We start from the raw sequence: 12,742 nt of genomic DNA, 5'->3' as shown, positions 1-12,742 counted from the left end.
CGCGTCGCCGCGGTCGGCGGCAGCCTCGAGCTCGGCCCCCGGGCGCGCGGCGGCTACCTCGTGCGGGCCTCCTTCCCGCTCCGACGCGAGGAGGTGCGATCGTGATCCGAGTGCTCGTCGTCGACGACCAGGCCCTCGTGCGCGGCGGCTTCCGCACGATCCTCGACTCGGAGGACGGCATCGAGGTCGTCGGCGAGGCCGCCGACGGGGCCGCGGCGGTGGCGGCCGTCGCCGAGCTGTCGCCCGACGTCGTGTGCATGGACGTGCAGATGCCCGGCATGGACGGGCTCGAGGCCACCCGGCGCATCACGGCGGATGCGGCATCCGCTGCTGCCGTGCTCGTGCTCACGACGTTCAACCGCGAGGACTACCTGTTCGCGGCGCTCGAGGCCGGTGCCAGCGGATTCCTGCTGAAGAACTCCAGCCCCGAGCAGCTCATCGAGGCGGTGCAGGTGGTCGCCCGCGGCGACGCGCTGTTGTCCCCGGATGTCACGCGGCGCGTGATCGAGGCGGTGGCGGCATCCGGCGGCCGACGGGTCGAACCGGCTCGTCCGGCGGCGGCGGCGTCGACCACGCCGACGACGGACGCGTCCAGTCCGACCGGCATCCGCCCGGATTCGAATCGTTCGGCACGCCTGGCACCGGCCGCACTCGCGACGCTCACCGAGCGGGAGCGCGAGGTGCTCGAGCTGCTCGCCCTGGGCATCTCGAACGCCGAGATCGCACAGCGCATGTGGGTCGGCGAGGCGACGGTGAAGACGCACGTCTCGAAGGTGCTCATGAAGCTGGGCCTGCGTGACCGCGTGCACGCCGTCGTGTTCGCCTACGAGCACGGGGTCGTGCGCCCGGCGTCCTGATGCCGCGCATCCTGACGCGCGCGGAACGACTGGACGCGGGGGCTGGCTTGCCCGGGGCCATACCCTGCGTTCGCGTCCTCTCGATGGTCCGTCGTCCGGCCGGGCGCACTCAGTCCAGGTCGCGCAGCTGCGCCGTGCGCTCGCTCGGGGTGTCGCCCGTGTTCACGGTGCCCTGCGGCTCGATGAGGATCGCCGAGACCTCCCCGTCGGCGCGCGGGCAGTGCTCGACGCCCCGCGGCACCACGTAGACGTCCCCCGGGCCGAGCGCGACGTCGCCGTCGCGCAACTGGATGACGAGCTCGCCCGAGATCACCATGAACAGCTCGTCGGTCTCGGGGTGGCTGTGCCAGGTGAACTCACCGAGCAGCTTCACCACCTTCACGTCGTAGTCGTTCACGCTGACGAGCCGTCGGGGCTGCCACGGCTCCGAGAACGAGTCCAGGGCGGCCTGCACGTTGCGTACCTGAGGTGCCATATCCCCGATCCTCCCCGATCCGGGCTCGCGCAGGCTGCCGAAATGGAGGAACTTCCGGGCTCGGTACGCGAGTCCATGTTCTGCCGAACCGCGAGTCGGGCGAAACTTCCTGCATTTCGGCGCGGCGGGGCGGCCGGGCATCCGCGGGAAGGTCGGCGGGGCGGCCGGGCATCCGCGGGAAGGGGTCGGCGGCGGGCGAACGCATGGAAACGCGAAGAAGCTGTTGACGCGGCATCCGCTGCGACGTATGGTTAAGCAGTTTATTAAATAAGGAGTTGCTTACATGAGGGGTGCAACGGACGAGCTGAGCCTCGTGTTCCAGGCCCTCGCCGATCCGACGCGACGCGCGATCATCTCGCGCCTCCGTGGCGGGCCGACGACGGTCGGGGAATTGGCCGAGCCGTTCGCGATGAGCCGCCCCGCGATCTCGCAGCACCTCAAGGTGCTCGAGCGCGCCGGTCTCATCGAACGCACCGCCGATGCGCAATGGCGCCGCTGCACCCTCCGCACCGAGCCCCTCGACGAGGCATCCGCCTGGGTCGACCGGCACCGCGACGAGTGGAACGAGCGCTTCGACCTCCTCGACGAGCGACTCCGCGAGCTGAAGGGACAGACGGATGCCTGAGCAGACCGCCACCAGCACGAAGCAGTTCACCATCACCCGCGTCTTCGACGCGCCCCGCGAGACCGTCTGGCGCATGTGGACCGACCCCGACGAGGCCGCCACGTGGTGGCACCCGCGCGGGCTCACCACCCCGCGCGAGTCGGTCGAGCTCGATCCGCGCGCGGGCGGACGGTACGCGTACACGATGGTCGCCCCCGACGGCAGCGAGTATCCGACGGGCGGCACCTACCGCGAGATCACGCCGCCCTCGCGGCTCGTGTTCACGTGGGCCGACCCCGACGACCCCGACGACATCGCGCCGCTCATCACGATCGACCTCGCCGAGCACGGCGAGCGCGGGGAGCAGACGCTCATGACGTTCCACGTGCGCGGCATCGACGGGGCACCCGGCGACGAGAACGTGTACGACGGGTGGGACTCCGCGTTCGACCTGCTCGACGAGCACCTGGCCGGCGAAGGCGGAGACGCGACGGGCGGGGCCGCGACGGGCGGGGCCGCCTGATGGGCCGGCTCACCGTCGAGCAGATCGTGAGCGTCGACGGGTACGGGGCGGACGCCGACGGCGGTCTCGGCTTCATCGAGAGCGCTCGCGGCGGCAACCCCAACGACGAAGACCAGCTCGCCTTCCTCGACGGCATCGACGCGATCCTGCTCGGCGCGAACACCTACCGGATGTTCGCCGAGTACTGGCCCGCCGCCGACCCCGAGGTCGAGGTGGTCGCCGAGCCGATCAACCGCCTGCCGAAGTTCGTCGTGTCGAACACGCTGGAGTCGGCCCCCTGGGGCGAGGGATCGATCGAGGTCCTCCGCGGCGACGCCGCCGAAGCTGCCGCCCGGCTCAAGGAGCGCTACGACGGCATCGTCGTCTGGGGCAGCTTCATGCTCGCCGACGCGCTGTTCGCGGGCGGGCTCGTCGACGACCTGCGCCTTCGCGTCGTGCCGGTGCTGATCGGCGAGGGACGGTCGTTCACGCCCGCCGACCTGGGCGAGCGCCGGCTCGAGCTCGACCACGTGGCCACGCACCCGAGCGGGCACCTCGGGCTCTCCTACCGCGTGCGCTGAACCGGGTCGCTCGCGTCCGCGTCGTCGGGGGTGGCCTCGGTCGCCTCCGACGCCGGCGCGCGCTGGTACTCCACCGACAGCAGGCGGTACGACCGGGTCGTGAAGGCGAGCAGCGCGAGCACCACCATGATGAGCCCCGAGAACAGGAACACGAGCGCGATGCCACGGGCGTCGCCGTCGCCGAGTAGCCACCCCCACGTCGCCTGGCCGGCCGAGGACTCCATGTAGGGGATGATCCAGAACTGCGCGATCGGCGCGATGAGGAACGCCGTGACGGGAGCCGCCGCCGACTCGATCGCCGCCGCGAGGCCGAAGACCCGGCCCTGGCGCTGGAACGGCACGACCTTCTGGATCACGGTCTGCTCTGACGCCTCCACCACCGGGATGAGGCACATGTAGGCCCAGATACCGAGGCCGTAGAGCACCCATGACTCGCGGATCGTGAACAGGGCGCCGAGCAGGCCCATGCCGATCACCACCAGCAGCATCGTGCGGATCGGGTTCTTGCCGAGCCCGAACTTCGCGACCACGAGCCCGCCGATGATGAAGCCGGTGGCGGTGACGCCGAGCACGATGCCCCAGACCTCGACCGAGAAGATGGTGAGGCCGTACGGGTCCATGAGCGCCATGTACACGCCGCCGATGAGGTTGTTCAGGGTCGAGAAGATGATGAGCGCGAACAGCCCCGGCGCACGCCGCACCGCCGCCACGCTGCCCTTGAAGTCGATCGTCGACGCCCGCTCGCCCTCAGCCGGCACCGGCTGCTCCTCTGGCACGCGCAGGAAGAGCAGATGCACGAGCGCCACGAGGGTGAGCGTGATCGCGATCACCAGGGTCCACCCCATGCCGAGCAGTCCGATCGCGAGCCCGCTGAACACGCTCGTCACGATGAACGCCAGGCCCTGGACCGTTCCGACCAGGCCGTTCGCGTTGGCGTGCCGCTCCTCGGGCACGAGGAGCGTGACCGTCGTGGACAGTGCGATGTTGCGCATGTGCTCGACGACGGATCCGAAGAGGATGATGCCCGAGAACGCCCAGAACCACGGGCCGCCGAGATCGAGCAGCGCGGACTCGGGCTGCAGCAGGTAGAGCACCCCCGCGACCACGAACGAGCCCAGCGTCAGGAGGCTCGAGAAGACCATCACCCGGATCTTGCGATGGCGGTCGACGATGGAGCCGAACAGCATCGCGAAGAACGCGATGAGCAGCATGTACGCGCCGCCGATGATGCCCGTGGCGAGCACCGACCTCGTCTCGAGGTACACCCAGAACGTCAGCGCGAACCAGAGGAAGCTCGTCGTGACGTTCGCGATCGCCGTGTTGACGAGCACCTGCACGAACGTGCGCATGCCGCCCGGCGGTGGCACGACGCCACCCTCGGTCGCGGATGACGGCAACGCCCCCTGCCCCGCCGCGGGGCTGCTCTGCTCCTCGGATGGCCCCTCGGCGGGGGTCGACCTGGGCGCGCCCGCACCCTCCGATCCCTCCAGCCCCCTGGTCACCCGATGAGGGTAACCAACGCCTCCGACATCCGGAACCCCCCGCCGGACGTCGTCGCGTCGCCTCTCTTCCGGGTCAGTTCCCGTGCACGGACGGCGGGATCGTCAGCTTCGGGGTCGGCCCCGCATCGAACGACCGGAGGTTCGACAGCGCCTCAGCCGGCCGTTCGCCGGTGTAGAGCCACGTCTCGAACAGCGCGTCGAGCTCCTGGCCCGAGAGCTCCTCGGCGAGCGCGATGAACTCCGCCGTGTCGGCGTTGCCGTTCTGCTGCTGCGCGTGCCAGGCGGGGAGCAGCTCGAAGAACACGTCGTCGCCGATCGCCATCCGCAGCGCATGCAGCGTCATCGCACCGCGCAGGTAGACCGCCTGGTCGAACAGGTCGTCGGGCCCGGGGTCCCCGATCGGGAGCGTCCAGAACGGGTCGTCCTCGGGGATCTCGGCGAGGTAGAAGTCGAAGTAGTCCTGCGGCACCGCGCCGCCCTCGTACTCGCTCCACAGCCACTCGGCGTACGTGGCGAAGCCCTCGTTCAGCCAGATGTCCTTCCACCGCTCGAGTGCGACGCTGTCGCCGAACCACTGGTGGGCGAGCTCGTGCACCACGACGGCGTCGCCCTGCGCGGGATCGGCGAAGAACTCCTTCGCGTAGATCGGACGCGTCTGGTTCTCGAGCGCGAAGCCGAGGTTCGCGAGGTCGTCGACGATTCCACCGGCCTCGTCGAACGGGTAGTCGCCGAAGTAGCCCTCGAGGAACCCGACGATCTCGGGCTGCCGGGCGAGCGAGGCCGCCGCCTTGGCGCCGAGCGGCGGCGGGCCGTCGGACGTGACGGTCCAGTCGTCGGCGTTGCCCGGGCTCCCGGCCGGCGCGCCCGGCACGGTCCATCCGTCGAAGGCGTCGCCGTCGTCCTCGAACGACGTCGACCCCGCTCCGCCGGGCACGACGACGTCGTCGATCGCGACCCCGTCGAGCTGGAAGAGGTAGTCGCTGACATAGGTGATCGACACGTCGACGTCGGTCCCGGCGTACGCCGAGAGGTCGAAGGCCCACTGCTCCCAGCCGTCGCTGGCGCCGGTGGCCGCCCACCAGTCGCCCGTCGTCCCGCTCGGCAGGCACGGGCCGCCGTCTGCTTCGGACAGGTAGTGCCCGAGGAACGGATGCTGCGCCAGGAGGTCGGCGCATGCGGCATTGCCGGCGTCGGCCTGCAGGATGCCGCCCGTGTCGGCGAGGGTGGTCCAGTCGTCGGTGCCCGAGGGTGCGACCTCGACGAATGCGAAGTCCCAGCCGTCCTCGACGTCACGGTCGACCGAGAACGAGAGCTCGCCGCCCGCTGCGGGCACCGTCACGGTGCGTTGGAGGCGCTTGTAGGAGTCGTCGGCCTGGCCCGAGTACGCGAACTGCGAGCCGGTGCGCGCCACCACCGTGGGCGCCATGAGGTCGGGGTCGATCGCGTCCCAGTAGCGGATGCCGTCGGCACGGTACGCGTCGAGGTCGAACTCGCCGATCGTGGCGGTGGCGAGGTAGCTCGCCATCGGCTCATCCGTGTTCCAGAGCCAGATCGACGAGTCGCCGGTATCGCGGTGCCAGAGGAGCCGGCCGTTCGACACGGCTTCCAGCCCCTTCGGTACCGTGATGCGCACCGTGTAGAGCGCCTTGTCGATGGGGTGGTCGTTCACCGGGAACCAGGTCGACGCGACGAACGGCTGCCCGGCGACGAGGGCGCCGTCATCGGTGTGCAGGAACCCGGACACGCCTCCGAGCACGTCGTCGATCGGCTGGGGAACGCCCGAATAGCGGACCGTCGTGATGAACGTGGCGCCGGCGGGCAGCGACGACTTCGGCGTGATCGTGAGTTCGTCGCCGGCGCGACTCCAGGCAGCCGTGCGGCCGTTCACCGTCACCGACCCGATGTCGAGCCCGGCCAGGTCGAGGTTGAAGGCGCTCAGCGCCTGCGTCGCCTTGGCCGTGATCACCGCGAGGCCCTGGAGCGTGTCGGTGGCCGGCTCGTAGTCGAGGTCGAGGCCGTAGTGCCGCACGTCGTAGCCGCCATTGCCCGACAGCGGAAAGTACTCGTCGCCCGCACCGGGCGCACCAGGCGACGGCGCGGGCTTCGCGGCGACCGCGGCCATCGGCGTGGCGGTCGCGAGGGCGGCCCCGAGCAGGATCGCGGCGGCGGTCCTCCATCGACGGCGCCCGAGGCTCGGGCGGTTCTGGTGTGCTGCGCTGCGACGGTCCACGGGTCCTCCAACCCTCAGGCGGACGTGCTCGGGGCCCATGCTGGCCCTCCTCCGCGGGCGCGTCAAGGGTCCGCCGCACGGCGGATCCGTCCGTCGGCCACCCGCTGAAGACCCGTCGCACGACGGATGCCGCACGCCACGCGGCATCCGTACGGTTGGCCCATGCTCGAACTCCACGACGTCACCAAGCGCTACGGCGAGCGCCTCGCCCTCGACGCGGTCGCCTTCACCGTCGGCGACGGCCGCCTCACCGGATTCGTCGGCGGCAACGGCGCCGGCAAGACCACGACCATGCGCATCATCCTCGGCGTGCTCGCGGCCGACCGCGGCACGGTGACCCTCGACGGACGTCACGTCACCGAGGCCGACCGCCGCCGGTTCGGCTACATGCCCGAGGAGCGCGGGCTCTATCCGAAGATGCGGGTGCTCGAGCAGACCGTCTACCTCGCCCGGCTGCACGGCTGGACGCCGGCCGCCGCCCGCCGCAACGCGCTCGAGCTGCTCGACCGCCTCGGCCTCGGCGAGCGCACGAACGACACGATCGAGAGCCTCTCGCTCGGCAACCAGCAGCGCGCGCAGATCGCGGCGGCGCTCGTGCACCGGCCAGAGGTGCTCGTGCTCGACGAGCCGTTCTCGGGCCTCGACCCGATGGCCGTCGAGACGGTGCAGTCGGTGCTGTCGGATGCCGCGGCATCCGGTGCGCCCGTGCTGTTCTCGTCGCACCAGCTCGACATCGTGGAGCGCCTCTGCGACGACCTCGTGATCATCGCCGACGGACGCATCCGCGCCGCCGGCACCGGCGACGAGCTGCGCGCCGAGCACGGCACCGAGCGGTGGGAGCTGCTGATGTCGGGCGACGCGGGCTGGCTACGGCAGGCGCCCGGCATCCGCGTCGACGCGTTCGACGGCGGGTGGGCCGTCTTCGAGGCCGAGTCGGATGCCGCGCGGCAGGCGGTGCTCAGCGAGGCCGTGGCCCGCGGCGAGGTCGTCTCGTTCACCCGCGAGCACACGACGCTCGCCCAGATCTTCAAGGAGGTCGTGCGATGAGCACCCAGGCGAGCCCCACGCAGGCGAACCCCACCCAGGCGGACCCTACGCAGACGACGAACGCGCCCGGCGAGCGCCACGCGCCCCGCTTCCTCGACGGAGTCGGACTGATCGCCGGCCGCGAGATCACCATGCGGCTGCGCAGCAAGGCGTTCCTGTGGTCGACCGCGGTGCTCATGCTCGCCGTGCTCGCGTCGGTCGTGCTCGGGAGCATCTTCGGCGCCCAGGAGACGACCACCAAGGTGGCCGTCGTGGCGGGCGCATCCGCGGTCGTCGACGACAACCCGGCGCTCGAGCCGGTCGCGGCATCCGACCAGGACGAGGCCGAGCGGATGCTGCGAGCCGGCGACGTCGACGCGATCGTGGCGCCCGCGGCATCCGAACCCCTGGGCATCACCGTGTACGGGCTGGACTCGCCGCCCGACTCGGTCGTCTCGGCACTGTCGGTGGAACCGACCGTCGAGCTGCTCGAACCGGCCGCCACCGACCCGACGCTGGCCTACCTGGTGGCCTTCGGCTTCGGCCTCGTGTTCTTCATGTCGGCGATCACGTTCGGCTCGACGATCGCGCAGTCGGTCGTCGAGGAGAAGCAGACGCGGATCGTCGAGATCCTGCTGTCGACGGTGTCGGCGCGGGCGCTGCTCACCGGCAAGGTCATCGGCAACAGCGTCATGGCGATGGCGCAGATCCTCGCCATCGCGGTGCTCGCGATCCTCGGGCTCATCGTCACCGGGCAGCGGGTGCTGCTCGGCGGCCTCGGCGGGTCGGTGGTCTGGTTCGTCGTGTTCTTCGCCGTCGGCTTCGTGATGCTCGCCGCCCTGTTCGCCGCGACCGCCGCGATGGTGTCGCGCGCGGAGGACATCGGCTCCGTCACGACGCCCGTGACGATGCTCGTGATGATCCCGTACTTCCTCGTCGTCTTCTTCAACGACGACCCGACGGTGCTCACGATCATGAGCTACGTGCCGTTCTCCGCGCCCGTGGGCATGCCGATGCGGGTGTTCCTCGGCGACGCGCAGTGGTGGGAGCCCTTCGTGTCGCTGGCGATCCTCCTCGCGACCGCGGCGCTCGCGGTGTGGATCGGCGAGCGCATCTACCGCAACTCGCTGCTTCGCACGGGTCCGCGCGTGAAGCTCGCCGAGGCGCTGCAGGGGTAGCCGGCTCGGGGTGCCATCGGGAGTGCATCCGGATGCCGCGGCTGCGCTGTCCCTCGCCGAGAGGTCGCAATCTGCGGGTGTGCCGCCGCTGCAACCCACCAATCGCGACCTCTCGGCGCGAGCGGATGCCGCGAGTGGGCGATCTTGGCTGTCTCTCGCGCCACCCACCGCCAACTTCGCCCACTTGCGGTCGATCCGCCCGGGGCGATCGCGGTTTACGCACCGGGATGTCCTCAAGGTGTTTCGGCTAAGGCCTGCAGAATGGCACCCTGTGCGAGGGGCCAGGCGTTCCCGAGCTGTTGCAGCATGACTTGGTTGATCTTCTCGTCGGAGAGACGCGTCTGAATCTCCCGGATGGCCTGGGCGAGTGTTTGCGTGTCCGGAAGACCGTGACGGTCGCCACGTCTCAATTCGCTGATGTATTGATCACGGGCATGTATCGTCACCTCGATCCTCCGGGCCAGCACTCGATTGAACAGTCCGCCCATTCCGGCGAGGGTCTCCCGCTCGTGCTTCGTGAGCTTCTCGCCGGCGTCGAGCTTCTGCCAGATCTGGGAAGCTCGGTCAAGCGTGCTCTTCAACGTTCGGATTTCGTTCTGGTCCGAGGGGTTGCGTAGAGAGCCGATGTCGGTCTTGATGTCCGCTATTCGCTTGGGCACGAGCAAGGTGAAGTCGCGGGCGTAGGTCGAATCGCTGCCTTCTCTGTCATAGACGACGGTGTCAGGATCCCAACCGCGAATGAGCAGCCCCAGAATCGACCCGGGCAAGATGTGCTCTGCCTCGAGCGTTCCGAAGGTCGGCAGACGACCCTTCTTGAACTCCTTGTATGAGCCTCCGGCTCCCACGTCCTTCGCCTGCGGAACAGTCAGCGGCCCGAGATCCTGGAGGTCGTAACGCATCCCGAAGATCTCGAGACGCTTCGACAAGCGCATGACGAGCCGGTCGACCTCGGCCTCAGGTGCAGCGGGGCCGAGTGCCTCCACCTGTGCACGGAGTGAGTCGATCTTCCGGAGGTCACCAACCATCTCATCGGAGTCCGTCAGATAGCGATTCAGCCGATCCAAGAGGTCGCGTTCGCTCTTCAAGGCCTTCTTGCCCTTTGCGACGATCTCAGTGACGCGCCGACGAGAGGCCGTCACCGCCTCCCTTCGCTTCGCAACATCCGAGAGGACTCTCACGATGATGCCGGTCAGGGGACCTGGTGACGTGGACGCCATTTCCACTACTCGAGTGGCTCCCGCCCGGACTGTCAGCGTGTGGCCCGCACCCTTCATCGAGAAGGTCTTCTTGAAGAACTTGGAGAGCGCGGCCTTCCCCGCCTCGGCCTTGCCCTTCACCCAGGCCTTGCCCGCCGCGACCTTGGCCTTCACCTTCGCGCTGATGCCCTTGGCTGCGCGGATGACCGGCCCGGCGAGCTTCAGCCCCGTCTTGATCACGAAGTCGAGCGCCTTGTTCACCGGCCGCTGCAGCGCCTGGATGATCGAGCGGATCTTCTCGCCGATGCCGCCGATGCCGAGCACGCTCGCGATGAACCCGATGAGGATCGGCACCATCTGGCCGAGCGCGTTCTCGACCTTGTCGACGACCGCCGACACGTTGCCCTTCGCGATGTCGACGACCCCGTCGATGACGGTGTTCACGAACTGCGCGATTCGGGCGGCGTTGTTCACGAAGAACATGACGACGTCGTAGATGAGCTTGCAGGCCTTGATGAAGGCGGCGGCGGGGTTGAGCAGGCTGATGAGCCAGGTGATGCCGGCGGTGATGATCCTCGTGATGACGAAGTCCTCGAGCTGGGTGAGGATCATCTCCTTGATGTCGCCGATCTTCTCGACGAGCTTGTCCCAGAGGCCGGCGATTCCCTGCTCCTTGATGACCTGGAAGATCTCCACGCCCTTCTCGACGGCCGCCATGGCGGTCTCGCCGATCTGTCGCACGATCCGGCCCCGGATGTTGGCCCACGTGAGTCCGAACACCGACGCGAGCAGCTTCACGACCCCCTTCAGGTCGAACGTGTCGGGGATCTCGATGCCGGCGTCGCCGAGCTGCCCGAAGAGCCAGCCCACCAACCCCTTCTTCAGGTGCGTGGTGATCTTCGAGAAGAACTTGTCGATGCCGCCCTTGATGCCGCTGATGAGGTTGCCGAGGAATCCGACCGGGTCGCCGATGATGTCGCCGATCACGCTCGCGGCCCTGGCCAGCACGTTGCCGAGCATCGCGGCCAACTCGCGGATGGTGTTGATGACGCCCTTGATCGCGCCGATCGCCTTGTCCACGAGGCCCTTGTTCTCGGCCTGCAGCGCCTCGATCCGCTCGTCGAGGCCCTTGCGCGCCTCGACGTACTTCGAGGCGAGCGTCTCGACGACCTCGTTCTCCTTGTCCTTCACCTCGCTCTCGAGCGCCTCGAACTTGTCGCCGATGTCCTGCGCGGCCTCCGAGCCGACCTTCTGCAGGTCCTGCGGGAGCGACTTCACGTAGGTCGCGATCTCGGCGCGACCGGTGGCGATGCGCTGCTTGGCCGCCGTGAGGTTGGAGCCGACGATGTCGGCGACGCGCGAGATCACGCCGTCCATCTGCTTCAGGTAGAGCTCGCGCCCGGCCTCGTAGAACTCGTTGACCTTGTCGGGCATGCCGACGAGCTTGTCCTTGGCCCAGCGCAGCCCGCCGAGCCATCCGCTGTACCGGTCCTTCTTGTAGGCCGACATCTTGGCCGCGACATACGACTCGAAGGACGCCTTCGCTCGAGCCTCGCCCGTCTCGAACTCGGTCTCGACCTTCGGGTCGATGCTCTCGAGGATCTTCTTCACGTCGGTCTCGGTCGCGGTGAAGATGGACTGGACCTTCGTCGTCACCTCGGCGCGACGCTGCTCGTCCTTCGATTTCGTGGCGCCCTTCGCCGCGACGAGCTTGGCGAGGGCAGCACCCTTCGCTCCCTGCATGCCCTGCACGCCCGCTGCCGTGACCGAACCCGCCTGCGTCTTCCCCTGCGCGATGGTCGCCTGCTCCTGGGCGCGATACTCGGCGGGCGCCGCGTCGGCGTGGGCGGCGGCGGCCTGCTTCTCGGCGAGGGCGCCCTGGAACTCGGGCTCGCCCGACTTCGCCAGCTGCTCGTCGGTGACCTTGGCGTCGGTCATCTCCTGGTCGACCTCGTGCTTGCCGGCCTCGAGGTTGACCTGCTCGGCGGGGGCGGGCTTGGGCACGGCCCCGGTCGCCGGGATCGGCACGGCCTGCCCGGGGCTCTCCTGCGCCATCGGCGTGACCGGCTTCGCCACCGCCTTCGACGTGTCGGGTGCCGCCTCGGTGGCCGCCTCGATGTCGTGCGCCGAGCCTTCCTCGCCCTTGGTCACGAGGCCCTTGACTTCGCCCTTCACCTCGCCGGCCTTGCCCGACTCCGCGTACTCGTCGGCTTCCGTGAGCGTCTTCGGCGACTTCGCCTCGATCGCGGTCTTCACCGCGGCGATGAAGGCCTGCTTGTCGAACGAGCCGGGCTGCTGTGCGTCCATCGTGTCGGCCTTGGCGGCCTTCGCCTGTCCCGCGAGGTCATCGGCGGGCGCGAGCGCGGCATCCTGCGCCTCCTTCGCCTTCGATGCAGCGGGCGGATGCGCGCGCTTGGCAGCGGCGAAGCCCTTCACCCCGCCTTTCACCTGCGCGAACGCGGGGTCCTGGGCGGGCTTCACTCCGGGCGGCGGCACCGGTGGCAGCAGGAGCTTGTCCCGGCCGAGCGGTGCGGAGGCCGCCATCGGCGCCGCCGTTCCTCCGCCGGAAGTCGGAAGCTTCGGCGCGGCAG

10 protein-coding genes are annotated in these 12,742 nt (G+C 69.4%); 6 read left to right on the top strand and 4 right to left on the bottom strand.

What is annotated here, in order from left to right; translation table 11 throughout:
* Positions 1–101 precede the first annotated feature (101 nt).
* The gene (locus tag GH736_RS08970; protein ID WP_235933912.1) at positions 102–857 is read left to right on the top strand and encodes a response regulator; all 756 of its coding nucleotides are present in this window, start codon (positions 102–104) and stop codon (positions 855–857) included.
* A gap of 109 nt (positions 858–966) precedes the next feature.
* Here GH736_RS08970 and GH736_RS08965 read toward each other — a convergent pair whose 3' ends face one another.
* The gene (locus GH736_RS08965; RefSeq protein WP_159602262.1) at positions 967–1,332 is read right to left on the bottom strand and encodes a cupin domain-containing protein; all 366 of its coding nucleotides are present in this window, start codon (positions 1,330–1,332) and stop codon (positions 967–969) included.
* A gap of 283 nt (positions 1,333–1,615) precedes the next feature.
* On the opposite strand from GH736_RS08965, the gene GH736_RS08960 reads away from it, so the two are divergent.
* The 3 genes from GH736_RS08960 to GH736_RS08950 are packed head-to-tail and all read left to right on the top strand — an operon-like array spanning position 1,616 to position 3,019.
* Positions 1,616–1,957, top strand: coding sequence for an ArsR/SmtB family transcription factor (locus tag GH736_RS08960; RefSeq protein ID WP_159602260.1), 342 nt, complete (start codon positions 1,616–1,618; stop codon positions 1,955–1,957).
* Positions 1,950–2,459, top strand: a complete 510-nt coding sequence (locus GH736_RS08955; protein WP_159602258.1) for an SRPBCC family protein — start codon at positions 1,950–1,952, stop codon at positions 2,457–2,459. The genes GH736_RS08960 and GH736_RS08955 overlap by 8 nt, the downstream gene beginning before the upstream one ends.
* Complete coding sequence (locus tag GH736_RS08950; protein WP_159602256.1) at positions 2,459–3,019, top strand: dihydrofolate reductase family protein; 561 nt, start codon at positions 2,459–2,461, stop codon at positions 3,017–3,019. The genes GH736_RS08955 and GH736_RS08950 overlap by 1 nt, the downstream gene beginning before the upstream one ends.
* Here the strand turns inward: GH736_RS08950 and GH736_RS08945 are convergent.
* Together GH736_RS08945 and GH736_RS24500 are read right to left on the bottom strand one after the other, a co-directional pair.
* The gene (locus tag GH736_RS08945; RefSeq protein ID WP_159602266.1) at positions 3,004–4,368 is read right to left on the bottom strand and encodes an MFS transporter; all 1,365 of its coding nucleotides are present in this window, start codon (positions 4,366–4,368) and stop codon (positions 3,004–3,006) included. The genes GH736_RS08950 and GH736_RS08945 overlap by 16 nt on opposite strands.
* A gap of 226 nt (positions 4,369–4,594) precedes the next feature.
* A complete protein-coding gene (locus GH736_RS24500) occupies positions 4,595–6,751 on the bottom strand; it encodes a M1 family metallopeptidase (RefSeq protein ID WP_203230696.1) in 2,157 nt (718 codons plus the stop codon).
* 162 nt (positions 6,752–6,913) lie between these two features.
* Between GH736_RS24500 and GH736_RS08930 the strand changes: the two genes are divergently transcribed.
* Together GH736_RS08930 and GH736_RS08925 are read left to right on the top strand one after the other, a co-directional pair.
* Complete coding sequence (locus tag GH736_RS08930; RefSeq protein ID WP_159602254.1) at positions 6,914–7,798, top strand: ABC transporter ATP-binding protein; 885 nt, start codon at positions 6,914–6,916, stop codon at positions 7,796–7,798.
* Entirely contained in the window at positions 7,795–8,955 is a 1,161-nt protein-coding gene (locus tag GH736_RS08925) for an ABC transporter permease (RefSeq protein WP_159602252.1), read from the top strand. Before GH736_RS08930 ends, GH736_RS08925 begins: the two co-directional genes overlap by 4 nt.
* A 233-nt stretch (positions 8,956–9,188) precedes the next feature.
* Here the strand turns inward: GH736_RS08925 and GH736_RS08920 are convergent, their stop codons facing one another.
* The gene (locus GH736_RS08920; protein WP_203230695.1) at positions 9,189–12,695 is read right to left on the bottom strand and encodes a phage tail protein; all 3,507 of its coding nucleotides are present in this window, start codon (positions 12,693–12,695) and stop codon (positions 9,189–9,191) included.
* Positions 12,696–12,742: the final 47 nt, after the last annotated feature.

Origin of the sequence: Agromyces humi, from assembly GCF_009720255.1 — a bacterium.
GTDB classification, from domain to species: Bacteria; Actinomycetota; Actinomycetes; order Actinomycetales; family Microbacteriaceae; genus Agromyces; species Agromyces humi.
The sequence above is the reverse complement of the archived record's forward strand: the minus strand, read 5'-3'. Positions and strand labels throughout refer to the sequence as shown.

Bases quoted from the DNA above. Each gene is read 5' to 3' on its own strand.
- GH736_RS08965 (WP_159602262.1), bottom strand. From the start codon at position 1,332: ATGGCACCTCAGGTACGCAACGTGCAGGCCGCCCTGGACTCGTTCTCG.
- GH736_RS08960 (WP_159602260.1), top strand. From the start codon at position 1,616: ATGAGGGGTGCAACGGACGAGCTGAGCCTCGTGTTCCAGGCCCTCGCC.
- GH736_RS08955 (WP_159602258.1), top strand. From the start codon at position 1,950: ATGCCTGAGCAGACCGCCACCAGCACGAAGCAGTTCACCATCACCCGC.
- GH736_RS08950 (WP_159602256.1), top strand. From the start codon at position 2,459: ATGGGCCGGCTCACCGTCGAGCAGATCGTGAGCGTCGACGGGTACGGG.
- GH736_RS08945 (WP_159602266.1), bottom strand. From the start codon at position 4,368: ATGCGCACGTTCGTGCAGGTGCTCGTCAACACGGCGATCGCGAACGTC.
- GH736_RS08930 (WP_159602254.1), top strand. From the start codon at position 6,914: ATGCTCGAACTCCACGACGTCACCAAGCGCTACGGCGAGCGCCTCGCC.
- GH736_RS08925 (WP_159602252.1), top strand. From the start codon at position 7,795: ATGAGCACCCAGGCGAGCCCCACGCAGGCGAACCCCACCCAGGCGGAC.
- GH736_RS08920 (WP_203230695.1), bottom strand. From the start codon at position 12,695: ATGGCGGCCTCCGCACCGCTCGGCCGGGACAAGCTCCTGCTGCCACCG.